Below are 25,179 nucleotides of genomic sequence, written 5' to 3'. Positions count from 1 at the left end.
ATATTTTCTATTTATTTTATTTTATGGAGGTAATATCATGAACAAGGGAACTGTAAAATGGTTCAATGCTGAAAAAGGCTATGGTTTCATCACAGGAGAAGACGGAGCAGATGTATTCGTTCATTTCTCTGCAATCCAGGGAGAAGGCTTCAAATCCTTAGATGAAGGACAGGCTGTAACTTATGATTTAACCGAAGGCGCTCGCGGAATGCAGGCAGCTAACGTTGTAAAATTATAATTTTTAAGAACAACAGAAAACCGGCAGGCTTTTGATAGTCTGTCGGTTTTTTGTTGCTCCTTTTTATTAAAACTCATTTCACCTGTCTGTTTCTGCGCTCTGGCCAGCACATCGTTTCCCCACTTTTATATAAAAACAACGAATATGCCGCGAGGTATTTTACTTTACAGAGCAGCAGCTTACTGTAAAATCAAAATTGGTCCACTGGATGATTATTGATATGTAACGCAACAAAAAAACAGACCCTTACGGATCTGTTTTTTATTGCTTGAATTAAGCTTCCTGAGAAACGATTTCTCTCTTGTTGTAGGAACCACAAGCTTTGCATACTCTGTGAGGCATCATCAGCGCACCACATTTGCTGCATTTTACCAGGTTCGGAGCAGCCATTTTCCAGTTTGCTCTTCTTTTATCTCTTCTGGCTTTAGATGATTTATTCTTTGGACAGATGGACATCAGTTACACCTCCTTAAAATTCTTAAATATATCACTGATAACAGCCATTCTGGGATCTAAATCTGCCGTATCGCAATCACAGGATCCCTGATTCAGATTTGCTCCACAACGGCTACAGATTCCTTTACAGTCCTCTTTGCAGAGTACCCGCATTGGCCAATTGATTAGTACTTCATTATGCAGCAGCTTATCGGTATCCAGCTCTTTGTTCTGGATAAAACTGCTTTCATCCAATGCCTCAATCCGTTCTTCCTCGGACAGCTTCATATCAATCTCCTCATCGTAATCGACCGGACACGATACCAACACCGGCTCCAGACATCTGGAACATGGAATCCATACAGCAACCTGACCTCTTGCACAGATATTCAGAATCTGATTCTCCTTGTGCTTGATTGTCAACAGCACCGGCTCCTTCTCTCCATAAGAAAACTCACCCAGTTCACAGGAAAAAGTATCTCCTGACGGCAATATTTCCACCTGTTGTTGCTTTCCTTCATGAGTCAGTAATTTGGATAAATCAATCAGCATAATTCACTCCTAACCACACTTCTCCAATTATACAGAAGCATTTTCTTTTTGTCAACTGTTTTTTTCCTGACAACCTGCAATATTTCTGAAATATTCTTTTAATATTTGCAGATTATCCTTTCTTTCAGTGGGAAGAAAATCCCCTTCGGCTTACAGTCAAAAGGGGACTTTCTTCTATTATATACTATTTTATATACTATTTCATATACTCTCTGATCTTATACCAGAGCTACTGTTTCACGGCAGATAGCCAGCTCTTCATTCGTCGGAATTACTGCAACTTTTACTTTTGAATCAGAAGTAGAAATTACAATTTCTTCTCCTCTGTGTCCGTTAGCATCTTTGTCCAATGTAACTCCCAGATAACCCAGATAGCTTACTACTTTTTCGCGTACCGGAATTGCATTCTCACCGATACCTGCGGTAAATACGATTGCATCTACTCCGTTCATAGCTGCTACATAGCCACCAACGAATTTTGCGATGCCGTATGCCAGAACGTCAATTGCATTTGCTGCATCCTGGTTTCCGCCTTCTGCTGCTTCATTCAGGTCACGGAAGTCACTTGACAGACCGCCGGACAGACCGAACAGACCGGATTTTTTGTTCAGTACATTCATCATACCGGAGATATCCAGGTTTTCTTTCTTTGCGATGAATTCCATGATAGCCGGATCGATGTTACCGGAACGGGTTCCCATAACAACGCCTTCCAGTGGAGTCAGACCCATGGTTGTATCTACACATTTACCGTTTACTACGGCACTGATAGAAGATCCGTTACCCAGGTGGCAAACGATTACTTTTGAGTTTTCCGGATTCAGTCCCAGGAATTCTACCGCACGTTTGGATACGAAGCTGTGGCTTGTACCGTGGAAACCGTATCTTCTTACTTTGTAGTTTTTATAGTATTCCAGTGGCAGACCATACAGATATGCTTTTGCAGGCATGGTCTGATGGAAAGCGGTATCAAATACTGCTACCTGCGGTACACCTGGCATCAGTTCGCCGCATACACGGATACCGATCAGGTTTGCCGGGTTGTGCAGAGGTGCCAGATCGTTGCACTCTTCTACGGCCTGGATTACTTCGTCTGTGATAACTACGGAAGACGCAAATTTTTCTCCGCCGTGTACGACACGGTGTCCGATTGCATTTACTTCTTTCAGGCTTGCGATTGCACCTGTTTTTTCATTGGTCAGGGCATCCAGAACCATCTGGATCGCTTCTTTATGTGTCGGCATGGAAGCTTCTGTGATTTCTTTGTCGCATCCTGCTTTCTGGTATACCAGTCTTCCGTCAATTCCGATTCTCTCACAGAGACCTTTTGCCAGAACTTCTTCTGTATCGGAGTTGATCAGCTGATATTTCAGAGATGAACTTCCGCAGTTGATTACTAATACGTTCATGTTTTCTTCCTCCAATTAAACATACTTTTATGTATCTGTTTTATTCCGCCTGGCACTGTACTGCTGTGATTGCAACAACACCAACGATATCTTCTGCTGAGCATCCACGGGACAGGTCGTTTACAGGTTTTGCGATACCCTGTGTTACAGGTCCGTATGCTTCTGCTTTTGCCAGTCTCTGTACCAGTTTGTATCCGATGTTTCCTGCATCCAGGTCAGGGAAGATCAGAGTATTTGCTTTTCCTGCTACTTCACTTCCCGGAGCTTTGGAAGCACCAACGCTCGGTACGATAGCCGCATCCAGCTGGAATTCTCCATCCAGTTTCAGGTCCGGATTCTGTTCTTTTGCGATTCTTGTAGCTTCTACAACTTTATCTACATCGGCATGTTTTGCACTGCCTTTTGTAGAATGAGACAGCATAGCTACTACAGGTTCTTCTTCAACCAACAGTTTGAAGGATTCTGCGGAGGAAGCTGCGATAGCTGCCAGTTCTTCCGGATTCGGATTCTGGTTCAGTCCGGAATCTGCAAATACGAAAGTACCGTTTGCGCCATATTCGCAATCCGGAACTACCATCAGGAAGAATGCGGATACCAGTTTTGTTCCCGGTTTTGTTTTCAGAATCTGCAGACACGGTCTCAGTGTATCTGCTGTAGAGTGGCATGCACCGGATACCATTCCGTCTGCATCACCCATTTTAACCATCATAACACCGTAGTACAGATACTGGTTTAACAGAATCTCTTTTGCCTGTTCCGGTGTCATACCTTTTTTGCTTCTCAGTTCTACCAGTTTGTCAATATATCCCTGGGTTTTTTCGGATGTAGCAGGATCTACGATCTTTGCACCGGAAATATCCAGTCCTTCACTGCCTTTTTTGATTGCTTCCTCGCTACCAACCAGAACAACATCTGCGATTCCTTCTTTCAGGATCTGTGCAGTTGCTTCATATGTTCTTCTGTCTTCGGTTTCCGGAAGTACAATTACCTTCTTATCAGCTTTTGCTCTTGCTTTGATTGTGTCAATAAATCCCATGATTTCATGACTCCTTTCCTATTTTGCTCACTACATAAAATTATACTCTTTTTCCTTTACAGTGACAAGGTTAGTTAATTTTTTAACATATCTTCGCTATTTCTCCGGAAAGCCTTGTTTTTCTACATCTTCCCTGTTAGAATGAGAAAATAATTTATGTATTTTTTGAGGTGCAACCATGAAAATTGCCGGAATCATTGCGGAATATAATCCGTTTCACACTGGACATGCTTATCATATACAAAAAACAAGAGAACTTACAGGAGCCGATTATATCATTGTTGTCCTGAGCGGAGATTTTGTACAGCGGGGAGCACCTGCCCTGTATTCCAAGCATCTGCGCACCCGGATGGCACTTCTCGGTGGTGCGGATCTTGTCTTCGAGCTGCCGTCAACCCATGCCTGCGAGAGTGCAGAATTCTTTGCACAGAATGCCGTCGGACTTCTTGACGGACTCGGTTGTGTGGACGTTCTTTCTTTTGGAAGCGAAAGCGGAACGATTGAACCGTTTTTGAAACTCGGGTCTTTTCTCTCCGCTGAGACACCGGAATACCAGAATCTTATAAAAAAATATCTAAAAAAAGGAGAATCCTTTCCAAAAGCGCGCAGTCTCACTCTCCAGGAACTACTTTCAGACACCGATGCCGATACCGGAACCTTTTTGCAGACACCGAATAATATTCTCGGTGTGGAATACTGTAAAGCACTCTGTCGGCAGAACAGTACGATTCGGCCGCTTACGGTAAAACGTGAAGGAAATGCCTATCACGACAACTCATTGAATGGACAGTTTCCCTCTGCATCTGCCATCCGTGCCCTGTGGAAATCTGCGGACTGTAAGATGTCAGACGCTGCTGTGTCTTCCTGTTTTCCGCCCGCCATATCTGCGCTTCTTTCGCAGACTTTTTCCTGCCCACAGTTTCTGGATGAGGAAGATTTTTCTCCTTATCTTCGCTGGCTTCTGTTTTCTTCTGACAAGGCTCAGCTTGCAGCTTATCAGGATGTTACACCGGCCTTTGTACAGCGTCTCTTTCACACCAGAGGTTCTTATGAAAGCTGGGGACAGTATGCAGCACTCTTAAAAACGCGGGAACTCACCTACAGCCGGATCTGTCGTATGCTGATGCACTGTCTGCTGCAGATTTCCCATGTCCCTGCACTTTCCTACGCAAGGCTTCTCGGTTTTCGCCGTCAAGCAGCACCGGTTCTTTCTGAGCTCAAAAAACACAGTTCCATTCCGGTCATTACAAAAGCAGCAGATGCATCTTCCCTGTTGTCCGACGAAACCGCAGCTGTTTTTTCAAAAAATGTGGAGATTTCAAATCTTTACGAGACTGTCTGGTGTGAAAAATATCGCACCACATTTGTGCATGAATACCGAAAACCTCTCGTAATTCTTCCCTGATAACGATATCTTTTTTCTGCAGATAACTGTTTTTCCTGTTATCTGCAGTTTTTTACTGTTTACTGCTTTTCTCTTCCGATATTTTAAGATGATTGACTTCTACATCATCGTGAGAGTATTCGTCGAAGAATACTTTCCTGTTTTCAAAAGTTGCGCTTCCGTCTTCTATCGTCAGATCTGCTGTCACTTCCGATCTGATCTTTTGAACTCCATTCACGGTATCTGTCGGAGTATTGACCACAGTCACATTGGCATCCTCCGAGGTAACACCTGTCAGAATATACCGTGCCGTCAGAGGAAGTTCTTCTATCTGGTAAATTCCTGCAGGAATTCCGGTGATCTCGGATTTTCCGATGATATATTCCTGTTGTTTTTCCATTTCTTTTGTGAATGATATCACACTTTGATACCAGTGTTCTTCCCCATTCAGATCTTTCCCTGAAATTTTGAAAAAGAACGTGGGATTACCGTGTGCCCATACCAGCTCATCTGTCCGAATTTTTTTATAGATCGTAAATTTTCGTTCCGGATAGTTCCAAGCTTCAAGTTCCAGTGTCGTCGTTCCCGGTTTCGTTACGGTAATTTCCTGCTGCCAGATTCCACAGTAATGCTGTGGCGACTTTGTCTCCCGGATCAGGAACTTTCCCTGATTTGCTTTATCTGCAATCACTTCTTTTTCTGTCTCATACTGTTGTTTCTGACTGTTATAAGATAATGTCTGAAGTGCCTGATCACTGTACTTTTCCTCCTCTTGTATCCACGGATAAATCTGGAATTGTGCTCCTGTAAGTAATTTTCTGGATTTAATATCATATTTTTTTACATATACATTTGCCTTCGGTTCTTTTTTCTCATCATAAAAGATACACGGCTGTTCCACACGGTCAGAATAAAAACCATTCTCATTCATACGTATTTCACGACCTCCATACTGGCGGTAGTTTTCTTCATCCAGACTGTTTGCCAGCTGGTATGTCTTTTTATAGTTTTCCGGCGCACGCTCTTCTTTGATCAGAAACCAGCCATCTTTTGTCTGTGTATAAGAAATGTTTTTTATCTGGTAACTTCCATCCTGCATATCCTGGAAATTGCCGATCTTTTTGCTGTATCCATTTCCGTCATATGCCCACAACGAAAACAGTGCACCTTTTAAAGTTCTCTGTGTCTCCTGATCCTTTTTGTAGATTGTCAGATTCCTTGTCACTTTTTCAATATTCAAATCGGCTCTTGCCTGTTTTCTTGTCGTACCTCCGGAAGCATCCCAGGTCAGCAAGCAGATACTCTGGAAATTTGAAGCTGAATTGCTTTTATAGATTCCTCCACCCCAGTATCTTGGCAGGGAAGCTGTCACCGTGATCGGTATCTGCATGCCTGTCAGCTGCCATTTTCTGTACTGTGCCTGTGGAATCGCTGCCCGAAAATCTGCGTATGTCTGATTACCGTTTTTTTCAATCTGAACGCCCTGTGGAGCACTGATCTCATAACCTGTCAACTGTTCGCGAAAATCATATCCATAATAGGACTGAAAGTTCCCATGAAAGTTCCCTCCTGAAAGGTACCTTCCATTTTGCAGGCTCCAGCTGTTATTATAACCATTCAGAGAAAACGTACAGCTTTCCATATCCAGCCATCCGTCAGCACTAAACCCACCATAATTGCTTGTTTCATTGGCTGCTGCCACAATTTTACTGATCCGGTCATAGGCGAGATTTTTTTCTGCTGTTGTGGCATTACTTTTGTCCATCCCGTTTCTCGCCGCTGCAAGGGTAAATTCTCCATTCAGAATGTGTACAGCTACCTGCGTTACAAAGTAGTCCATCTGCCAGTCACCGGTAGAATATGGCTCATAACGGCATGGATATCCATAATACAGCGCACCGTAATACAGTGCATAGGCAACTTTTCGGTTACTCCAGCCTTTAAACTGCATCTTAAGTCCTCCGATTGGGCAGTCCTTTTGATATTCCACACAATAGACATATCTCCATTTTCCACCCCCGTCAACGTTCTTATCATCCCCGACAATATATTTCATTCCCATGCCAAGGTTCGGGCAGGATGCAGAACCTTTTCCACCGGATGGCCATAAAAATTTGTCATATCGAACATTTGCTACCGGCTGTTCGCTGCTGTTGTCAAAAGAATATGTATCTATCTCTTCCTCGCTGTTTTCCAGATAGAACAGCCCATCTTCTGTCTCCGGTATTTTGTCTGCTTCATCCTTTTCCGGATTCTCTTTCTCCTCACTTTCGTGACTGATCTCCTGCGATTCTTCTGCCGACGGTTCCGGATCATCTGGATCCTGTGTTTTATCCTGCGTAATCTCCTGCTGTTCTTCTTTGCCGTTATCTGTCATTTCACTTTCTGCCTCTACCGGTACTGTATCGTCGATGTCGGCTCCGTAGATTCCGGTTGCGTTGCCGACAATGACGAAAGAAAGTAAGATTCCCAGTACACCATGCCCGATTACTTTTCTTTTCCATATTTTCAAACCGTCTTCTCCTTTCCGCTTTTCCATATTTCCTTCTGTTGTAATATGATCAGTAATATACCGACTGCAATAGTTCCCAGCCAGATACTCCTCCTTTTAAACACAGATATCAAATATCCCACATAAGGGAGTGAAAAGATCATTTTCCCAAGATATTGTTCATACGATACTGCTCCGGGATCACTGACCTCATTGGCATCTCCCTTTGTTCTCCATATTCTGCTGTTTTTATCTGTTTCCACGACTCTGTGAAGAACCGATACTCCCCCTGATAACCCATAGGCAATAATATCTCCTTCTTTTATATTTTCCTGTTTGATCCATCTGTTTGTGTATACGATACTTCCCACCGGAACTGCAGGTTCCATAGATCCGCTGATCACCACACGTGGTGTACATCCTGCAGTCTGTGGGAGAAGGAACAGGCAAAATCCTGCCATCCCCACAGCCGTCAGAAAGAATCGCAGAATTCTTTCTGTCGCTTTTATCATCTGCTTTTTATTCCTTTCTTCCTGATGCTTTCTTTTCCAAGAACTACAACTGCCAGTACAGCTCCCGCAATACCGGTTATAAGATAGTGCCCCGGATACTGGCTGTCTCCCGTTTTTGCCACTTTCACTATCTGAGTCTTTTGTGGTGCTCCCGTGGTAAACCAAAACTTTACCTGACCGGTTTGTGCCGCATATACATTATCTGCCTCTTCCGGAAGAGAAAATAAGAATTCTACTTGTTTATCCTTTCCCGGAAGAATTTCTCCCAGAGACTGATTTTGTTTTAACATCGTCTCTGTCACCGTTCCCTGATAGAGAATCTGTATCTGATCTTTCTCTCTGACCTGCACAGTAAGTTCCATTTTTTCCAGAAGTGGTGTCATCTGCGGGGCTTCTGCCCTGAAAAATACTTCCCGTTTATGATCTGCTCCATTTCTGATCACAACTTTTCCGGACTGACTTTTTCCCGGCATAAATGTCTCCAGTTGTTTCATACACCCTTCCTGTTCCATCGTGAACCCCTGCAGATCCGATGCAATCACGAGTTCCATCTGGTCTTTGTCACCATCCTGTTCTTCTGCTTCTCCTTCCATTGCCTGGCGAATAACAAACTGCTTCGTCTTCATCCCCCACGGATCACTGACAGAAAAATCAGGAAAAAAACACTCTGCCTGTACTGCTTCCGCCCGTACACTCGCCTGCCATCGGTTCTCTGCCTCAGGACTTTCTTTCCATTCTGCAGGTAACCGGATTCCCCGGAAAAAGTCAACGCTCTCCCCGCTCTTTACCACTTCCTTACAGTAAAAATACTCTCCATCCTGCACCCATTCACTGCCAATCCCTTCCAGATTGTCCGCAGACAACGGCTGATCCGATGTCTCCTCCGATGTAAATACTATTTTCGCACGCACATAACAATCTGCTCCATCATTAACGATCCGTGGAATCTTGGATATCAGCCCACCCGGAAGTACATTTTCTTCTGTTTCCCATGGAACTTCCTTTTCCCCATTCATCCGATATTCTTCCAGATGAATCGCTACTTTTCCACTGTTTGCCTGATACAGGACATAAGCTTTCGGCAATCCGTAGATTCCTGAGATTCCGATCAGCAGTAACCCACATAACAAAGCACTGATTTTCCCTGTTTTTTTCATACCTGCCCACCTTCCTGCCGCTCCATCATCCGCGCAAATGCTTCTTTTGCACTACTGTGTCCAGCTGCCTGTACTGTCTCGGTATATATCGTCAGATCAAATCCATCCGTAATTTTCTGTTTTTTCCAGTGAATTCCTTTCAGAAAAAGTTCCGTGCTTTCCTGTGGCTGTACTATCTTTTTATAATAGTAATATCCATCGTCTGCTTTCTCCCACAAAGTACTCCCCATCAGAAGTTCACTTCCTTCTTCCGCCTCCTTGTTGCTGAACAGGTAAACCGCCCTCACATACATGGGAACCATTCCTGTATTCGTAAAACCAGCTTCTTTTTTAATGATTTTCCCCGGTGTAAGTTCCTGATCCGGAAATTCTTCCCTGATCTCTACTTCATTCATCCCAACAGAAAAAGAATTGACTCGTTGGCTCTGATCGGTAAACCAACTGTAGATTCCATGTGTACCGACCGCAACCAGCATACTGAAGCAGACGATCCCCGCTATGGATAAAATTTTTTTCATCCTCGTCACTCTCCTCTGTTAAGAAAATCGTTCCGTAAGTTCTCTTTGATTGGTGATAATATTCCAGATTTCAGCTGCATCTTTTGTTCCGCCATTCAGATCCGTTGTCTGTATCCCATATGCCTGAATATTGATCTTATAGGTATTTTCCTCCAGTCCCTGTCCTTCCATCGCATTGATAAAGGTCACCTGATTAAACAGTGGTTTTGTTGTCTCCTGTGGTTTTACTACGGTACAGATTCCCTGTGCCCCTGCATACGCATACAGATGTTTTACCGCAACCTTCTTTCCACTTTCATCGCTCACGTCCACAGTTCCCAGCAGTTTCCAGGAATTATCCACCTGATAGTTATATAACTCTCTCATCGCCAGTGGATTTCTCGTACCATCATTATTTACTGAAATGATCTGTCTGCATGGAACTTCTACTGTCATATAGATAAATGCATCATTATTTCCCGTATTTTTCACCTGTGGATCCTTGATGATCGTCTGATTCGGCGTCATACGCTCTGCTTCATCCGGAATCTTATTGCCGTTATCATCCGGTTTTTTCTCCCATTTTGGTTCTTCCAGCTCAATCGTTACTTTACCCACAGTAAACGTATTTACTTTCTCATCCTGATCAGTAAAATAAGCAGATACAGAGCCTGCAAAAAGAACAGTTACCAACGCTGCCGCACCAAGATAATTTTTCCATGTTTTGTTTTTCATTGTGTATTTCTCCTTTGATTTGTTTCTGATATGCTTTTTTTGATATGTTTGTTGATATGATTGTTTCTATGTTTGTTGACGTGTTTTTAGATATCGTACCAGATATGTATATATTTAATGCTCTGTTTTCCTATCACCTGCTCTCCTGTTCATGGACGCAAAAATCCCTCCGGGTATAAAGATTTTATCCATCCTGTTTTAATTTTTTAAAATTGGAATCTTTGGCAGAACTGCCGGAATGAACCTATGAAAAAGATTCTATCAGATAAAGAACTATCTGATAGAACCAAGTATAACAGTCTCTCTAAAAATACGCAAGTATTTTTTCAGGAATCTTTTAGTTTTTAAAACTGTGGATCGGTGCCGGAATTCTTCCTCCGCGATTGATGAAATCATCACACCGGAAAGTATTCACAGGCATTACCGGTGCATAACCGAGTAATCCACCAAACTCTACAGTTTCGCCCACACCTTTTCCGATGACCGGAATCACACGGACTGCTGTGGTTTTCTGGTTTACCATACCGATTGCCATCTCATCTGCGATCATACCGGAAATTGTAGTTGCCGGTGTATCTCCAGGAATCGCGATCATATCCAGACCTACCGAGCAGACACAGGTCATGGCTTCCAGTTTTTCCAGAGACAAAGCTCCCAGATTGACCGCATCGATCATTCCCTGATCTTCGCTGACCGGAATAAATGCCCCACTTAAGCCACCGACATAAGAGGAGGCCATAACACCGCCTTTTTTCACCTGGTCATTTAACATGGCAAGTGCTGCTGTGGTTCCCGGTGCGCCTACACGTTCCAGACCGATCTCTTCCAGAATCTGAGCAACAGAATCTCCTATTGCCGGAGTCGGTGCCAGAGACAGGTCTACGATACCAAAAGGTACGTTCAGTCTTTTCGATGCTTCCTGTGCAACCAGCTGTCCGACACGGGTAATCTTGAATGCAGTCTTTTTGATAGTTTCACACAAAACTTCGAAGTTCTCACCTCTTACTTGTGACAGGGCGTAATTAACAACACCAGGTCCGCTGACGCCCACATTGATGATTGCATCTGCTTCTGTCACCCCATGGAAGGCACCCGCCATAAACGGGTTATCATCCGGTGCGTTACAGAATACGACCAGTTTTGCACATCCCAGAGAATCATCTTCTTTGGTGGCTTCTGCTGTGGCAAGAACCATCTCACCCATCAGTTTTACAGCATCCATGTTGATACCTGTCTTTGTGGAACCGAGGTTTACGGAACTGCAGACACGCTCAGTCTCGGCAAGAGCCTGCGGGATAGAACGGATCAGCAGTTCATCTGCTTTTGTCATACCTTTTGATACCAGTGCAGAATAACCGCCTATGAAGTTTACACCTACTTCTTTTGCTACTTTATCCAGTGTCTTTGCCAGCGTAACAAAGTCTTCCGGTGTTTTACATGCTGCACCGCCGATCAGTGCGATCGGTGTAACTGAGATTCGTTTATTTACAATCGGGATTCCGTATTCTTTGGAAATATCCTCACCGGTCTGTACCAGATTTTTGGCCAGTCCTGTGATTTTATTGTAAACCTTCTGATTGACTTTCTCCAGATCGCTGTCGATACAATCTAACAGACTGATACCCAGTGTGATCGTACGCACATCCAGGTTTTCCTGCTCAATCATCTTATTGGTCTCGTTTACTTCAAACATATTAATCATTTTTCTGCCCTCCTGCGCCGGTCTCAGATACGATGCATCTTGTTAAAGATATCCTCATGCTGACAACGGATATTTACACCGATTTCTTCACCCAGTGTGTTGAGTTCTTCTGCGATCTCACCGGTTGTTTTCTCACATGCACTGGCATCTGTGATCATCATCATGTTGAAGTAGCCATCCAGGATAGTCTGTGTGATATCAAGGATATTCACCTGATTATCTGCCAGATAAGTACAAACTTTTGCAATGATTCCTACAGTATCTTTTCCTACTACTGTGATAATTGTTTTTTTCATCTTTCTTCTCCTTTACACTTCTACTACTTCTGATGCTGTATCTCTGTGAGCGACATCAATTCGGAAATCCTTTGCTTTGTATGGATTATCACCCATTGTCACCTCTGCACAGACGGTTTCATAAGCCAGCGCCTCGTAGTTGTTTTCTCTGCTCAGATGTCCCAGCAGGATCTGTTTCATATTATCATGAAGTAGCCGACAAAGCAACTGTCCTGCCGTTTCATTGGATAAATGACCTTTATCACCTAATATTCTGCGTTTCAGATAGTAAGGATATTTACCTACCTGAAGCATATTTACATCGTGATTTGCTTCCAGAAGTAATGCATCCAATCCTTCCAGATTTTTCACGATATACTCATCATAAACACCCATATCCGTGGCAATTCCCACTTCTCTGTCGCCCTGTCCGATTCGATAAGCAACCGGTTCGGCAGCATCGTGAGAGATTCGAAAAGGATGAATCGTAAGATCTCCGATCGGGCAGTCCTGATCCGGTGTCACTTCATGAAAAATGCCTTCCGGCATTTTCCCAAGACTCCCGGAATTTTCCATAGCACGGATCGTTCCCTGTGTGGCATAAATCGGCACTCCGCATTTTCTTGCCACTACACCCAGACCCTTAATATGATCCGAATGTTCATGCGTGACCAGAATACCATCCAGATCACCTGTAGTAAGATCCAGAGAATTCAGTCCGAACTCCACTTTCTTTCCGCTGATTCCCGCATCTACCAGAAGATGCGTCTTATCACTTCCCACATATATACAATTTCCGCTACTTCCGCTTGCAATACTACATAACCTCATCAATCTGCATCCTTTGCATCTTTTGTTGAATCTGTTCTTTTGTTTTTTCAAAATCATCACTGTTGTCAATCTCAAAATCACAGTGATCACTGAATTCGTCCTCACTGAGCTGATTTCTGAAAATACTACGGCATTTTTCTTCCGAATATCCTCTGTTTTGCTTCAATCGCTCCATGCGGGTCTCTTCATCTGCATAAATATACCATAATTCATCACAGATTTCATCATATTTATCTTCAATCAACAGAGCTGCTTCTACAATAAAAATATTTGTCTCATTCTCTTCTTCTCGTTTTATTGCTTTTTTGATATATTCTTTCACTGCCGGGTGAACAATTCCATTCATCTTCGTAAGCATTTCTTTGTTCTCAAATACAATTTTTGCAATCAGTTCCCGGTCCAGCGTCTGATCTTCTTTCACGATTTCCGTTCCAAACAGGTCAACAATGGAACTGTAGCAGGCTTTTCCCGGCCGCATGACCAGATACCCCACTTCATCTGCTTCCACAACAGTTGCATTCCAATGTTCTGCAATATATCCCAGAACCTCACTTTTTCCGGCACCTACGCCACCGGTTACTCCTATCACCTTCATCTGGTATCTCCCCTTTCTTTTGTTATCGTTTCGCTCATTCCGTTAACTGTTATTTTGCTTCATACCAGTTTTCGCCTGTGTGCATATCCACTTCCAGCGGAACAGACAGTACTGCTGCCTGACGCATCTCCCGCTCCAGGATCGCCGATACCTGCTCCACTTCTTCTTTTGCCGTCTCAATCAGCAACTCATCGTGCACCTGCAGCACCAGACGGGAACGGAGATTTTCTTTCCGAAGTGCCTGGTTGACCCGGATCATGGCGATCTTAATAATATCTGCAGCGGTTCCCTGAATCGGAGAATTCATGGCAATTCTTTCCCCGAAAGAACGCTGCATAAAGTTGCTGGATTTTAATTCCGGAACCGGACGGCGGCGGCCGAACATCGTAAGACTGTAACCATCCGCTTTTGCTTTTTCCACTTCTCCGTCCAGATAACTCTTGATTTTCGGATAAGTGGCAAAATATTTTTCAATATAATCTGCTGCTTCTTTTCTTGTGATGCTCAGATCCTGACTCAAACCGAAAGAACTGATTCCGTAGACGATTCCGAAATTTACTGCTTTCGCATTTCTTCTTTGCAGAGGTGTTACCTCATCGAACGGGATATGAAAAACCTGAGAAGCTGTCATCCGGTGGATATCCTGTGCTTCCCGGTACGCTTTGATCAGCATCTCATCTCCGGAAAGATGGGCAAGAACACGCAGTTCAATCTGAGAATAATCCGCATCCAGAAATACAAAACCATCCCGTGGAACAAATACTTTTCGGATCAGACGTCCCAGTTCCATACGCACCGGGATATTCTGCAGATTCGGTTCCGTACTGCTGATTCTTCCTGTCGCAGTGATAGTCTGATTAAAAGTTGAATGAATTCTTCCGTCTGCTCCGATATATCCCGCCAGTCCATCTGCATACGTGGATTTTAATTTTGTCAGCTGCCGGTATTCCAGAATATCGGCAACAAACGGATAGTCCGGTGCAAGTTTGTCCAGAACATCCGCTGCTGTGGAATATCCGGTCTTTGTCTTCTTTCCACCCGGCATCTTCATCTTTTCAAACAGAATCACACCCAGTTGTTTCGGTGAATTGATATTGAAATTTTCTCCGGCTTCCTCATAAATCTTCTCTTCCAGTTCCCTGATCCGTACCTCTAATTTTTCACCGTACAGCTTCAGTTCTTCTCCTTTTACAAGGATTCCCTCTTTTTCCATATCATCAAGAGTGAATACCAGCGGCATCTCAATATCTTCAAACAGATCCCACATACCTGCTTCCTGCAGTGCTTTTTTCAGTGTGTCTTTTCCATGAAGTGCCACATATGCCTGGTAAGCTCCATACGCTGCCACCTGTTCATTATCTGCTTTTTTCGGATCCGGCTTTTTCATACCGGAGAATACTTCTTCCTGCGACGGAAGCTGTTCTCCCAGATATTCTTTTGCCACATCGTCATAGGTGTAATCGTTTTTCAGCGGATTCAGCAGATATGCACCGATACCAAGATCAAAGATTCCTTTCCGTTCCGGAATCTCTATCTTTTTACGGATCGCTTTCACATCCCAGGCACCGATCTGCGAATCTCCGGCAAAAAGCTGTTCCAGGTGACCACATAACACACCTTCCGTCTGAAAACCTTCCACCGGGAAATATACTGTATTCTGATCTTCCAGTGCTACCGCAACGCCGCGTACTCCGTCCATACCGTCAATAACAGCGATTCCTATCTGTTCTGCCTGTTCTGCCTGTTTCCAGATATTCTCCGCTTCTGCGAAATCTTCTACGATACGCCAGGAAGGGAGTGCTTTTTGTTCTGTCTCCTGCTGTCCAAATCTGGATAAGAGATTTTTAAATTCCAGCCGTTTAAAATAATCATATGCTTCCGGTGTATACAGGTTTCCCATTCTTGCATCTTCCCAGGAAAATTCTACCGGACTTTCTGTATCAATAGTCGCCAGTTTTTTACTGAGCACTGCAAGGTCATAGTGATCCCGCAGCGATTCTTTGGCTTTGTTCGGTTTGATTTCTTCGAGATGTTCATGCGCATTCTCAATAGAACCGTAAGCAGCAATAATTTTTGTCGCCGTCTTTTCTCCAACACCCGGAATTCCCGGAATATTATCTGCTGTATCTCCCATCAAGGACTTCAGTTCAATAATCTGCGCTGGTGTCACCTGATACGTCTCAAGTACTTCTTTTGCGTGATAATCTTCTATCTGTGTTTTTCCGCCCTTGGTCTTTGGAATTCGGATCAACACATGATCTGAAGCAAGCTGCAAAAGATCACGGTCACCGGACAGAATTGTCGCATCTATCCCTTTCTTTTCTGCCATTCCCGCAATAGTTCCCAGCAGATCATCTGCCTCATATCCTTCCATTGTAACAATGGCTACCTTCATTGCCGTCAGAACCTCCTTGATCAGCGGAACCTGTTCCCGCAATTCTTCCGGCATGGGTTTTCTTGTACCTTTATATGCATCATACATTTTATGGCGGAATGTAGGTGCATGAAGGTCAAACGCAACCGCCAGATATTCTGGTTTTTCTTCTTCCAGCACCTTCGTCATAATATTTAAAAATCCGTACACAGCATTTGTATGCAATCCCTCCCAGTTGGTCAGATTCGGCAGTCCATAATAGGCACGATTCAAAATACTGTGTCCGTCAATCAGTAAAATTTTTTCACTCATATTTTATTCCTTTCTCAGACTTTTACAAACTGAACAACGAATGTAAATTAAAAAGTCTGGGCAGTTCCAGATGTCCCAGATAGGAAAGTCCCAGAACCAGTATCACTATAAAAAAAAGCACACCAAGAAGAACCGCTGTTTTCCGGAGAATATTTCTCCTTCTCACACGCCGTTCTCTGGTGTGCAGATCTTCCTGCAACATCTTTGGAATATTATAAGATTCCAGATTTTCCTCTTCCAGATATCGCATACCCACACTGATAATATAATAGGTCTCAAGCTCATCATAGCACTCCTGACAGGATGTTACATGTTCCAGAAACTCTTCCAGTTCCCTCCCGTTTAATGTATGATTGATATATGCCTCTATTTTTGTCAGTGCTTCTTCACATTTCATATTGATTCCTCTCTCTGCGCCGATAGCTTACCGGACAATCCCGAACTGGCTTCATCATACCACGAAACCGGGAAAAATTGAAGAGGAAACCTTATTCTTTATATTTTCGTATAATTGCCACATAACTGACGATCAGTAAAATCGCCGCTCCGCTCCATGCACAGATTTCCGCATAAAAAATTCCATCCTCACCGATCAGTTTCGGCAACAACAGTGCCACAACCACTCGCATGCAGAATTCCACAACACCGCTGGTAAGCGGTATCAGTGTATTACCCAGTCCCTGAATGGCTGAGCGATAGACATACAGAAGATATAAAACCCACAGAAATATTGCCATTATAAACAGATATTTATATGCAATATCCAATACCTGTTTTACCTGCCCCGCTTCTCCGGATACAAACAGTGACAGGATATTTCTTCCGGTAATTACCATCACACCGGATATCACAATAGATGTAATCAGTGCCATGTAAACGCCACTGCGAACACCATTTCGGATCCTGCGATATTCTTTTGCACCGAGGTTTTGTCCTACATACGTGGTAATGGCATAGCCATAGGATACCGATGCCATCTCAAGCACACCGTACAACTTATTAGCAGCTGTAAATCCTGCCACAAACAGGAATCCAAATCCATTCACAACGTACTGTACCGTAAGTCCTCCTACAGAAATAATCACATTCTGTATTGCCAGCGGAGCTGCCAGTTTTAAAAGCCGCAGACTCATCGCCGGCTGCTGATGAAAATCTTCTCTTGTCAGACGCACATCCGGAATGTGCCACAGGACCGACAGACAATACGCTGCTGAAAACCCCTGTGCGATCACCGTGGCAATCGCTGCTCCCAGTACACCCCAGCCAAACACTGCCACAAACAGAAGATCCAGTCCCACATTGATAAACGCTGCCATAATCATGGCAATCAGAGGAGATCTGCTGTTTCCCAGTGCCCGCAGGATTGCGGCAAAAATGTTATACGCTGCAATGATTGGAATTCCTGCAAATACCATTCGTATATACATCAAACTCAGTCCGATAACATTCTCCGGAGTATGTAAAAACTGCAGTACCTGTTGAACGGTCACTTCGCTCAATACCAGTACAATTATTGAAAGTATCGCTGTCAGTACATAGCTTTTTGCTACTGCTCTTTTCAGATTTTCTTTCTCTCCTGCACCGTAATACTGGGATATCAGAATTGAAAAGCCCTGCGTCATCCCTGTCATGATACCAAATACCAGCCAGACAAGCCAGTCTGCAGCCCCCACTGCTGCAAGAGCTTCCACACCGACCACCTGACCGACGATCATCGTATCTGCCATCACATAAAATTGCTGGAACACGTTTCCAAGCATCAGTGGAATGGCAAAGGCGATGATCAGTTTCCCAGGGGATCCGCTGGTCATATTTTTTTCATTTACCGCCATAATTATTTCCTTCCCGTCTCCTTTTCTTGCTTTTATTTGATTTATTGTAACTGTTCAGTACCTTCACAGTTACGAGCCAAAACGCCTTGCGAGATACTACCTACTGAATAGTTACGATTTATTTTACCTAAGAGTCTGAGGGATCACAAGTTCTGTTTTTCACAAAGTTTTTCGATATTTTTAGTAATTATTACCGCGATTTTTGTTCCTGCAACTTCTGTCAGCACCACATCCCCGATGTACACCGGAGCCTCTACAACCACTTCTTTTAACTGTCGGATGCAGTCCATCACTGCACTCTTCGGAATATCTGAAGCTGTCTTTACCGGTACCACCGGAAGGCTGCCACCATGTACCCGCACTGTCGTTGTCACAATTCTTGTCGGGTTGGTCACCTCTTTTTTCCCGTATTCTGCTCCTCTTTTACAGGTATTTCCTTCTACCTTTTCCACCTGTCCGTCTCTGATTGTAACCTGCAGCTGACATCCCATGGGGCAGCAGATACAGGTCAGTTTTTTCTCTTCCATGGTTTACTCCTCCTCTATGCTGATGGTTATGTCATTCCCGATATTGTCCGGTGAGAGAGAATCTTTTTTTATGTATACCGTCTCCATCTCTCCCGGTGCCATTATGGGACGTTTTTTTCTCAAAAGTACGGTATCACCGGATCGTACCATAATGCTTGCCCTCTGATACACCTGTCCCACCCGGAATCTCACCGGCAGTGTTTCATCCATACAGGCCGGACGGATCTTTGCCGGAACTGTATAGCGCACACCGGATCCACATTTTACCGGAATCTCTTCTGTTTCTTCTGTTCTTCCTGCGTTTACATATGCAGCCGCGCAGGTTCCTGCCATAGTTGCCTCCTGAGATACAAAATCCACCAGATCATGCACATGCAGGACGTTACCACAGGCAAATATACCCGGAATACTGGTTTCCAGGCTCTCATTTACCACAGGACCGCCGGTCACCGGATGAAGCTGAACACCGAGTTTATCAGAAAGTTCATTTTCCGGAATCAGTCCCACGGATAACAGCAGGGTGTCACAGGCATACTCTTCTTCCGTTCCCGGAATCGGCTTCCGGTTTTCATCCACCTGTGCCAGTGTCACAGATTCCACCCGTTCTTTTCCTTTGATATCCACCACTGTATGACTTAATTTCAACGGGATTCCAAAATCATCCAGACACTGGACAATATTACGTTTCAGTCCGCCGGAATACGGCATCAGTTCTGCCACAACTTTGACTTTCGCACCTTCAAGCGTCATTCTCCTTGCCATGATCAGTCCAATATCTCCGGAGCCAAGAATCACAACTTCTCTGCCCGGAAGATATCCCTCAATGTTAACCAGCCTCTGGGCAGTTCCTGCAGAATAGATGCCTGCCGGACGATACCCCGGAATATTCAAAGCCCCTCGCGGCCGTTCCCTGCACCCCATGGCAAGAATCACCGCTTTCGCCTGAATGGTAAATAATCCGTCTTTCCGATTCAGGGCTGTGATTTCTTTTTCCGGACTGATATCCAGAACCATCGTCTCAAGAAGGCAGGAAATCTTTCTCTTTTCTGCTTCCACCTCGTACCTTTTTGCATATTCCGGTCCTGTCAGTTCTTCCTGAAATGTATGCAGTCCAAATCCGTTATGAATACACTGGTTTAAGATACCTCCCAGTTCTTTGTCACGCTCCAGGATCAGAACATCCTGTATCCCCTGGTCGTATGCTGCACAGGCTGCGGCAAGACCTGCAGGTCCTCCACCGATAACTACGATATCATATGTTGTCTTCATCTTACTCCTCCTCGCCTACAGGCTGTCCTTATTGTATCCTCTGATCAGCCGGGAATCTTTTCCGGCCTTTGTGATTGTCTCCATCGGCACTTTCCATTCTCTTGCCAGAATCTCCATGGTTTTCGGAGAGCAAAAGCCTGCCTGACATCTTCCCATACCGGCCCTGGTTCTCCGTTTCACCCCGTCAAGTGACTTCGCGGGAATCAATCGATGAATGGCTTCCACAATTTCCCCCTCTGTCACCGTCTCACACCGGCAGATTACATTGCCGTAGGCCGGATTTTCCCGGATCAGCTCCTGATAAGCTTCTCTGGAAAGATTTTTCGGATTCACAAGCCCTTTTCTTTTCTCCACAAAATGCTTTTTCTTCTTTGCACACAAATATCCGGTTACAAGTTCTGCCACCAGTTCTCCGATTGCCGGTGCACTGGTAAGTCCCGGCGATTCGATTCCCGCACAGTCAAAAAATCCCTCTGCATCTTCCGCTTCCCGAATGATAAATTCATGTCCGTCCTCATGGGCTCTCAGCCCTGCAAAAGAAGTAATCACCTGGCGAAGCGGCAGATTTGGAACACTTCGCATTGCTTTCTGTGCCACTTCATCCAGACCTGTTTTTGTGGTATTCGTTCCTTCTTTTTCCTCAATATCCACAGCCGTTGGCCCCACCAGAAGATTGCCGTGAGTAGTAGGTGTCACCAGGACTCCTTTCCCGTATGCTCCCGGTATCTGAAAGATCGTATGGTGTACGGTTGTGCCCGCTTTTTTGTCCAGCAGATAATACTCTCCCTTCCGTGGTGTAATACGGATCTTTTTTTCACTGACCATATTGTGAAAAACATCCGCATAAACACCCGCTGCATTTACCACACAACGGGTCTCATATGTTTTCTCTCCGGCATGGATCCGATATCCACCTTCCGTCTTTTCTATCTGCTCCACCGCCGTATCAAAATAAAATTCTGCTCCGTTTTGACAGGCATTTTCCGCAAGAGCCAGATTCAGTTCAAAAGGACACACGATACCACCGGTCGGTGCATACAGTGCAGCATATACTTCTTTGGAAAGATCCGGTTCCATCCGGCGTACTTCTTCGCCGGAAAGAATCTGAAGTCTTTTTACCCCATTTTCTTCACCCTGTTTTTTCAGTTTTTCCAGGCGTTCCATTTCATCTTTTGCAAAACATAACACCAGAGAACCGTTTCTCTCGAAAGGAATATCCAGATCTTCTGTCAGTTGTTCCATCATCTGATTCCCCCGTACATTCATCTTTGCCATCAAACTGCCGGGACGGGCATCAAATCCGGCATGAACGATCCCGCTGTTCGCCTTGGATGTTCCACAACATACATCCTCTTCTTTTTCCAGTACTCCCACTTTCAGATCATACCTGGATAATTCCCGGGCAGTCGCACTTCCGCTTACACCGGCTCCTATAACGATTACATCATACATACTGTTTCCTCCTGTAACTCAATAAAAAAGACAGACAGAAAAGCACCCGTCACCGGATGTTTTTCCTGCCTGTCTCTGTTCTCTGCAAGTTCTTATTTGATTGTTTACTTTACCTTGACTGCTGTTGTTCTCAGTCTTCTTCTTTTGCCCAGTTAAATGAATAACGGACCGCCTTTTTCCATCCCTTCATCCGTTTTTCCTGTTCTTCCACAGTAATCTCCGGTTCAAAGGTACGGTCAATAGACCAATTGGCTCTTACCTCTTCCTGATCCCTCCAGTATCCCACAGCCAGTCCCGCAAGATACGCGGCACCCATCGCTGTTGTCTCCACACAGGACGGACGTTTTACCGGAGCCTGTATCATATCTGCCTGGGTCTGCATCAGAAAATCATTGGCACTTGCTCCGCCATCTACTTTCAACCCGTTCAGCCGGATCCCCGCATCTGCTTCCATAGCCTTGATGACATCATGTGCCTGATAAGCTATTGATTCCAGAGTTGCCCGGATAATATGGTATTTGTTGACTCCACGGGTCAGACCCACAATGGTTCCTCTGGCATACTGATCCCAGTACGGTGCGCCCAGTCCGGTAAATGCCGGAACCACATAGCAGCCGTGGGTATCTTTTACTTTCTTAGCCATATACTCGGAGTCTGCCGCGGAATCAATCACCCGCAGTTCATCGCGCAGCCACTGTATCGCAGCTCCAGCCACAAAAATGGATCCTTCCAGTGCATAATAAACTTTCCCATTGATTCCCCAGGCGATGGTTGTAACCAGCCCATTTTCCGAAAATACCGGCTCTTCTCCGGTGTTCATCAACAGAAAACAACCGGTTCCATAGGTGTTTTTTGCATCTCCCGGTGTAAAACAGGTCTGTCCGAACAATGCAGACTGCTGGTCTCCTGCCGCTCCACCGATGGGAATCTTTCCTCCAAAAAATGCCGGATCCGCGCAACCGTATACACAGCTTGACGGCATCGGTTTTGGAAGCATACATCTTGGAATATTCAATTCTTTCAAAATATCTTCATCCCAGTCCAGAGTATTAATATTGAACAACAATGTACGGGATGCGTTGGAATAATCTGTCACATGAACAGCTCCCTTTGTCAATTTCCAGATCAGCCACGTTTCCACTGTTCCGAATAACAGATCTCCTTTTTCTGCTTTTTCCCGTGCACCCGGTACATTATCAAGGATCCATTTTACCTTTGTACCGGCAAAATATGCATCTATGATCAAACCGGTTTTTTTACGAAAAACTTCTGTCAGTCCTTTTTCTTTCAGAGAGTCACAGTACTCTGAAGTTCTGCGGCACTGCCAGACAATCGCCCGGTACACCGGTTCTCCGGTATGACGATCCCACACGATAGCAGTTTCTCTCTGATTCGTGATCCCAATAGCTGCGATATCTTCCGCTGATGCTCCAATCTTTGACATAGCCTCCACCGCTACCCCAAGCTGAGTGGACCAGATTTCACTGGCATCATGCTCTACCCAGCCCGGCTTGGGAAAATACTGGGTAAATTCTTTCTGTGCCACACTGCACATTTTTCCCTTTTCGTCAAACAGGATGCAGCGGTTGCTGGTTGTTCCTGCATCCAGTGCCATTACATATTTTGCCATTCTTTCCTCCCAAAACATTTCAAAAGAAAAAGAGCAAACGAAACCAAAGCGGCGCGCGCCGCCAGGTAAGCTCGCTCTTTTCTCCTGCTTCATTATATTCATGGTCTGCATACCATACTTTTGTATATATAGTACCATATACTATCTTTTTGAGCAATATTTTTTGTTATTTTGTAACTGTTCAATAACGTTCTCAATCAAACTGATAATGCCGGATGATCACCTGTAAGCTTTCACGTCCCTGATACATATTGATATCCGGGTAGTATACGATAGAAATTTTCCTTTTTCCGCTCCCTTCTTCCGCAAATTCATCTCCATTCCCGAAGTACACACCGTCCATCGGATATCCGTTTTCATCCGTCAGACGCATCTTTACCACGTTCCGGTTCTTCCCGAACACACGCATCTGGCTGATCCACAGATTTTTCTGTGCAAACAGTGGTTTCTCATTTCCTTTTCCGAAGGGTTCGAGCAGTGACAGTTCCTGCACCAGATCTTTTCGGATATAATGAATTGGCATCGGCACATCAATCGTCACCTTTTCCACAAGATCTTCTTCTGTCAGTCCTGATTGTTCATTAAGTTTTCTTCGGAAACGTTCCACATTTTCTTCTTCCAGTGAGAGACCTGCTGCCATCGGATGTCCACCGAACTTTGTCAGATATTCTTTGCACTCGCAGAGTTTTTCATACATCGAATACGATTCGATCGACCGTCCGGAACCTTTGACACCCTCTTCTCCTCTTGTCAGCACGAAGGAGGGTTTATGGTATCTCTCCCGCAGCCGCCCGGCAATAATGCCCGCCAGACTCTCATGACATTCCGGAAGAAAGACTACCAGAACCGTATCTTCCATCATAGATGTGGATTCCACCTGCTCGATGGCTTTTTCCAGTCCCTGTGCCGTCATCTCCTTACGGCTCTCATTCAGATTTTTCAGGTCACCTGCCAGTACGGCCGCTTCCTCTCTGCTATCTGCCAGCAACAGCTGTAATGCCCGTTTTGCCGTATCCAGTCGTCCGGAAGCATTCAGACACGGACCAAGAATGAATCCGATATGGTACGGACTGATATTCTCCGGTTCCAGATTATTTACCCGGATCAACTCCTGCAGACCAAGGTTCGTGGTGTGATGAAGCCTTTGCAATCCTTCTTTCACCAGAATCCGGTTTTCATCCTGCAGATCCATCACATCACCGATTGTAGCGATTCCTGCAAATGGAAGCATTTTGTCCACCAGATCCACTTCCGGTGCCATTTTTTCATATAACGCTTCCATCACTTTCATTGCAACTACTGCACCGCAGAGTCCTGCAAAAGGATAGGAACAGGCCTTCTGTTTTGGATTGACTATGGCATCTGCAGGTGGCAGAATCTCCTTTCTTCCCCCTTCCAGATCTTCAAACGGCACCTCATGATGATCTGTCACGATCACGGTCATTCCCAGATCTTTTGCTTTCCGTATCTGCGTCACTGCAGCGATTCCATTATCACAGGTAATAATCGTATCTCTCCCCTCCTGCCAGGCCTGTTCAATCAGATGTTCATTGATTCCATATCCGTCTGTGATCCTGTTTGGAATCATCATATCCACATCACATCCAAGCCCCCGGAGACTCTCCAGTAAAATATATGTAGACATTACTCCGTCAATATCATAATCTCCGATGATCCGGATCCTGTTTCTGTTTTCTATTTTCTCCTGCAGGATAGCCACTGCCTTTTCCATATCTTTCAACAGCCAGGGACTGTAAAAATCTTTCCGGCTTCCGTGAAGATATTTCTCAATTGCTTTCTCCCCGATCACATCACGGTTGCGGATAATCCTCGCTGTAACCTGATCAATGCCAAACCGTTCTCCGATCCCTTTAAAATCAGCCCGCTTAGCTGCTACCATCCATTTTTCCATGTTGTCTGCTCCTCATCTTCGC

General features: G+C 44.6%; 23 protein-coding genes. 2 read left to right on the top strand and 21 right to left on the bottom strand.

The window, feature by feature from the left end; translation table 11 throughout:
- Positions 1 to 37: 37 nt before the first annotated feature.
- On the top strand, positions 38 to 238 hold the full coding sequence (locus MSA64_RS01665; protein ID WP_022171257.1) for a cold-shock protein: 201 nt from the start codon (positions 38 to 40) through the stop codon (positions 236 to 238).
- A gap of 273 nt (positions 239 to 511) precedes the next feature.
- Here the strand turns inward: MSA64_RS01665 and rpmF are convergent, their stop codons facing one another.
- The 4 genes from rpmF to pta all read right to left on the bottom strand — a co-directional run bounded on the left by rpmF (position 512) and on the right by pta (position 3,670).
- On the bottom strand, positions 512 to 694 hold the full coding sequence (gene rpmF / locus MSA64_RS01660; RefSeq protein WP_022172627.1) for a 50S ribosomal protein L32: 183 nt from the start codon (positions 692 to 694) through the stop codon (positions 512 to 514).
- A 3-nt stretch (positions 695 to 697) separates the two neighbouring features.
- Positions 698 to 1,225: a YceD family protein gene (locus tag MSA64_RS01655; protein WP_154431635.1), complete on the bottom strand. Its 528-nt coding sequence runs from the start codon at positions 1,223 to 1,225 to the stop codon at positions 698 to 700.
- Between the two features lie 218 nt (positions 1,226 to 1,443).
- Positions 1,444 to 2,634: an acetate/propionate family kinase gene (locus tag MSA64_RS01650; protein ID WP_106493355.1), complete on the bottom strand. Its 1,191-nt coding sequence runs from the start codon at positions 2,632 to 2,634 to the stop codon at positions 1,444 to 1,446.
- Between the two features lie 40 nt (positions 2,635 to 2,674).
- Complete coding sequence (gene pta, locus MSA64_RS01645; RefSeq protein WP_022172630.1) at positions 2,675 to 3,670, bottom strand: phosphate acetyltransferase; 996 nt, start codon at positions 3,668 to 3,670, stop codon at positions 2,675 to 2,677.
- Between the two features lie 178 nt (positions 3,671 to 3,848).
- Between pta and MSA64_RS01640 the strand changes: the two genes are divergently transcribed.
- The gene (locus MSA64_RS01640; RefSeq protein ID WP_154431636.1) at positions 3,849 to 5,075 is read left to right on the top strand and encodes a tRNA(Met) cytidine acetate ligase; all 1,227 of its coding nucleotides are present in this window, start codon (positions 3,849 to 3,851) and stop codon (positions 5,073 to 5,075) included.
- Positions 5,076 to 5,127: 52 nt separating this feature from the next.
- On the opposite strand, the gene MSA64_RS01635 is transcribed toward MSA64_RS01640, so the two are convergent.
- From MSA64_RS01635 to recJ, 17 genes are all read right to left on the bottom strand, one after another.
- Positions 5,128 to 7,566 (bottom strand): MSCRAMM family protein, encoded by a 2,439-nt coding sequence (locus tag MSA64_RS01635; protein ID WP_287890266.1) that lies wholly within the window; start codon positions 7,564 to 7,566, stop codon positions 5,128 to 5,130.
- Entirely contained in the window at positions 7,563 to 8,057 is a 495-nt protein-coding gene (locus MSA64_RS01630) for a signal peptidase I (RefSeq protein WP_277664291.1), read from the bottom strand. The genes MSA64_RS01635 and MSA64_RS01630 overlap by 4 nt, the downstream gene beginning before the upstream one ends.
- On the bottom strand, positions 8,054 to 9,214 hold the full coding sequence (locus MSA64_RS01625; protein WP_117524237.1) for a hypothetical protein: 1,161 nt from the start codon (positions 9,212 to 9,214) through the stop codon (positions 8,054 to 8,056). Before MSA64_RS01625 ends, MSA64_RS01630 begins: the two co-directional genes overlap by 4 nt.
- A complete protein-coding gene (locus MSA64_RS01620) occupies positions 9,211 to 9,732 on the bottom strand; it encodes a TasA family protein (protein WP_106493361.1) in 522 nt (173 codons plus the stop codon). The genes MSA64_RS01625 and MSA64_RS01620 overlap by 4 nt, the downstream gene beginning before the upstream one ends.
- 18 nt (positions 9,733 to 9,750) lie before the next feature.
- On the bottom strand, positions 9,751 to 10,446 hold the full coding sequence (locus MSA64_RS01615) for a SipW-dependent-type signal peptide-containing protein (protein ID WP_022172636.1): 696 nt from the start codon (positions 10,444 to 10,446) through the stop codon (positions 9,751 to 9,753).
- 337 nt (positions 10,447 to 10,783) lie between these two features.
- Complete coding sequence (locus MSA64_RS01610; protein ID WP_022172637.1) at positions 10,784 to 12,148, bottom strand: PFL family protein; 1,365 nt, start codon at positions 12,146 to 12,148, stop codon at positions 10,784 to 10,786.
- Between the two features lie 23 nt (positions 12,149 to 12,171).
- Positions 12,172 to 12,444 (bottom strand): ACT domain-containing protein, encoded by a 273-nt coding sequence (locus MSA64_RS01605; protein WP_022172638.1) that lies wholly within the window; start codon positions 12,442 to 12,444, stop codon positions 12,172 to 12,174.
- 12 nt (positions 12,445 to 12,456) lie between these two features.
- Positions 12,457 to 13,254 (bottom strand): MBL fold metallo-hydrolase, encoded by a 798-nt coding sequence (locus MSA64_RS01600; protein WP_022172639.1) that lies wholly within the window; start codon positions 13,252 to 13,254, stop codon positions 12,457 to 12,459.
- The gene (gene coaE / locus MSA64_RS01595; protein ID WP_277664290.1) at positions 13,241 to 13,849 is read right to left on the bottom strand and encodes a dephospho-CoA kinase; all 609 of its coding nucleotides are present in this window, start codon (positions 13,847 to 13,849) and stop codon (positions 13,241 to 13,243) included. Before coaE ends, MSA64_RS01600 begins: the two co-directional genes overlap by 14 nt.
- Before the next feature lie 49 nt (positions 13,850 to 13,898).
- Positions 13,899 to 16,535 carry a DNA polymerase I gene (gene polA / locus MSA64_RS01590; protein WP_154431643.1) on the bottom strand — a complete coding sequence of 879 codons (2,637 nt, stop codon included), beginning with the start codon at positions 16,533 to 16,535 and terminating at the stop codon, positions 13,899 to 13,901.
- Positions 16,536 to 16,557: 22 nt separating this feature from the next.
- On the bottom strand, positions 16,558 to 16,932 hold the full coding sequence (locus MSA64_RS01585; protein ID WP_022172642.1) for a zf-HC2 domain-containing protein: 375 nt from the start codon (positions 16,930 to 16,932) through the stop codon (positions 16,558 to 16,560).
- A gap of 91 nt (positions 16,933 to 17,023) precedes the next feature.
- Positions 17,024 to 18,367 (bottom strand): MATE family efflux transporter, encoded by a 1,344-nt coding sequence (locus tag MSA64_RS01580; protein ID WP_154431645.1) that lies wholly within the window; start codon positions 18,365 to 18,367, stop codon positions 17,024 to 17,026.
- Positions 18,368 to 18,510: 143 nt separating this feature from the next.
- Positions 18,511 to 18,894, bottom strand: coding sequence for a DUF1667 domain-containing protein (locus tag MSA64_RS01575; RefSeq protein WP_022172644.1), 384 nt, complete (start codon positions 18,892 to 18,894; stop codon positions 18,511 to 18,513).
- 3 nt (positions 18,895 to 18,897) lie between these two features.
- The gene (locus MSA64_RS01570) at positions 18,898 to 20,163 is read right to left on the bottom strand and encodes an NAD(P)/FAD-dependent oxidoreductase (RefSeq protein WP_154431646.1); all 1,266 of its coding nucleotides are present in this window, start codon (positions 20,161 to 20,163) and stop codon (positions 18,898 to 18,900) included.
- Between the two features lie 15 nt (positions 20,164 to 20,178).
- Positions 20,179 to 21,615, bottom strand: coding sequence for an NAD(P)/FAD-dependent oxidoreductase (locus MSA64_RS01565; protein WP_154431647.1), 1,437 nt, complete (start codon positions 21,613 to 21,615; stop codon positions 20,179 to 20,181).
- Between the two features lie 130 nt (positions 21,616 to 21,745).
- Complete coding sequence (glpK, locus tag MSA64_RS01560) at positions 21,746 to 23,245, bottom strand: glycerol kinase GlpK (RefSeq protein ID WP_022170792.1); 1,500 nt, start codon at positions 23,243 to 23,245, stop codon at positions 21,746 to 21,748.
- 193 nt (positions 23,246 to 23,438) lie between these two features.
- Entirely contained in the window at positions 23,439 to 25,157 is a 1,719-nt protein-coding gene (gene recJ / locus MSA64_RS01555; protein ID WP_287890260.1) for a single-stranded-DNA-specific exonuclease RecJ, read from the bottom strand.
- Between the last annotated feature and the right edge of the window lie 22 nt (positions 25,158 to 25,179).

Origin of the sequence: Oliverpabstia sp., assembly GCF_022785585.1 — a bacterium.
Taxonomy (GTDB): Bacteria; Bacillota; Clostridia; order Lachnospirales; family Lachnospiraceae; genus Oliverpabstia; species Oliverpabstia intestinalis.
Note: the sequence above shows the minus strand (reverse complement) of the source record. Positions and strands in the feature narration are given on the sequence as shown.

Excerpts from the sequence above, each read along its gene's own strand:
- MSA64_RS01665 (WP_022171257.1), top strand. The coding sequence starts at position 38 with ATGAACAAGGGAACTGTAAAATGGTTCAATGCTGAAAAAGGCTATGGT.
- rpmF (WP_022172627.1), bottom strand. The coding sequence starts at position 694 with ATGTCCATCTGTCCAAAGAATAAATCATCTAAAGCCAGAAGAGATAAA.
- MSA64_RS01655 (WP_154431635.1), bottom strand. The coding sequence starts at position 1,225 with ATGCTGATTGATTTATCCAAATTACTGACTCATGAAGGAAAGCAACAA.
- MSA64_RS01650 (WP_106493355.1), bottom strand. The coding sequence starts at position 2,634 with ATGAACGTATTAGTAATCAACTGCGGAAGTTCATCTCTGAAATATCAG.
- pta (WP_022172630.1), bottom strand. The coding sequence starts at position 3,670 with ATGGGATTTATTGACACAATCAAAGCAAGAGCAAAAGCTGATAAGAAG.
- MSA64_RS01640 (WP_154431636.1), top strand. The coding sequence starts at position 3,849 with ATGAAAATTGCCGGAATCATTGCGGAATATAATCCGTTTCACACTGGA.
- MSA64_RS01630 (WP_277664291.1), bottom strand. The coding sequence starts at position 8,057 with ATGATAAAAGCGACAGAAAGAATTCTGCGATTCTTTCTGACGGCTGTG.
- MSA64_RS01625 (WP_117524237.1), bottom strand. The coding sequence starts at position 9,214 with ATGAAAAAAACAGGGAAAATCAGTGCTTTGTTATGTGGGTTACTGCTG.
- MSA64_RS01620 (WP_106493361.1), bottom strand. The coding sequence starts at position 9,732 with ATGAAAAAAATTTTATCCATAGCGGGGATCGTCTGCTTCAGTATGCTG.
- MSA64_RS01615 (WP_022172636.1), bottom strand. The coding sequence starts at position 10,446 with ATGAAAAACAAAACATGGAAAAATTATCTTGGTGCGGCAGCGTTGGTA.
- MSA64_RS01610 (WP_022172637.1), bottom strand. The coding sequence starts at position 12,148 with ATGATTAATATGTTTGAAGTAAACGAGACCAATAAGATGATTGAGCAG.
- MSA64_RS01605 (WP_022172638.1), bottom strand. The coding sequence starts at position 12,444 with ATGAAAAAAACAATTATCACAGTAGTAGGAAAAGATACTGTAGGAATC.
- MSA64_RS01600 (WP_022172639.1), bottom strand. The coding sequence starts at position 13,254 with ATGAGGTTATGTAGTATTGCAAGCGGAAGTAGCGGAAATTGTATATAT.
- coaE (WP_277664290.1), bottom strand. The coding sequence starts at position 13,849 with ATGAAGGTGATAGGAGTAACCGGTGGCGTAGGTGCCGGAAAAAGTGAG.
- polA (WP_154431643.1), bottom strand. The coding sequence starts at position 16,535 with ATGAGTGAAAAAATTTTACTGATTGACGGACACAGTATTTTGAATCGT.
- MSA64_RS01585 (WP_022172642.1), bottom strand. The coding sequence starts at position 16,932 with ATGAAATGTGAAGAAGCACTGACAAAAATAGAGGCATATATCAATCAT.
- MSA64_RS01580 (WP_154431645.1), bottom strand. The coding sequence starts at position 18,367 with ATGGCGGTAAATGAAAAAAATATGACCAGCGGATCCCCTGGGAAACTG.
- MSA64_RS01575 (WP_022172644.1), bottom strand. The coding sequence starts at position 18,894 with ATGGAAGAGAAAAAACTGACCTGTATCTGCTGCCCCATGGGATGTCAG.
- MSA64_RS01570 (WP_154431646.1), bottom strand. The coding sequence starts at position 20,163 with ATGAAGACAACATATGATATCGTAGTTATCGGTGGAGGACCTGCAGGT.
- MSA64_RS01565 (WP_154431647.1), bottom strand. The coding sequence starts at position 21,615 with ATGTATGATGTAATCGTTATAGGAGCCGGTGTAAGCGGAAGTGCGACT.
- glpK (WP_022170792.1), bottom strand. The coding sequence starts at position 23,245 with ATGGCAAAATATGTAATGGCACTGGATGCAGGAACAACCAGCAACCGC.
- recJ (WP_287890260.1), bottom strand. The coding sequence starts at position 25,157 with ATGGAAAAATGGATGGTAGCAGCTAAGCGGGCTGATTTTAAAGGGATC.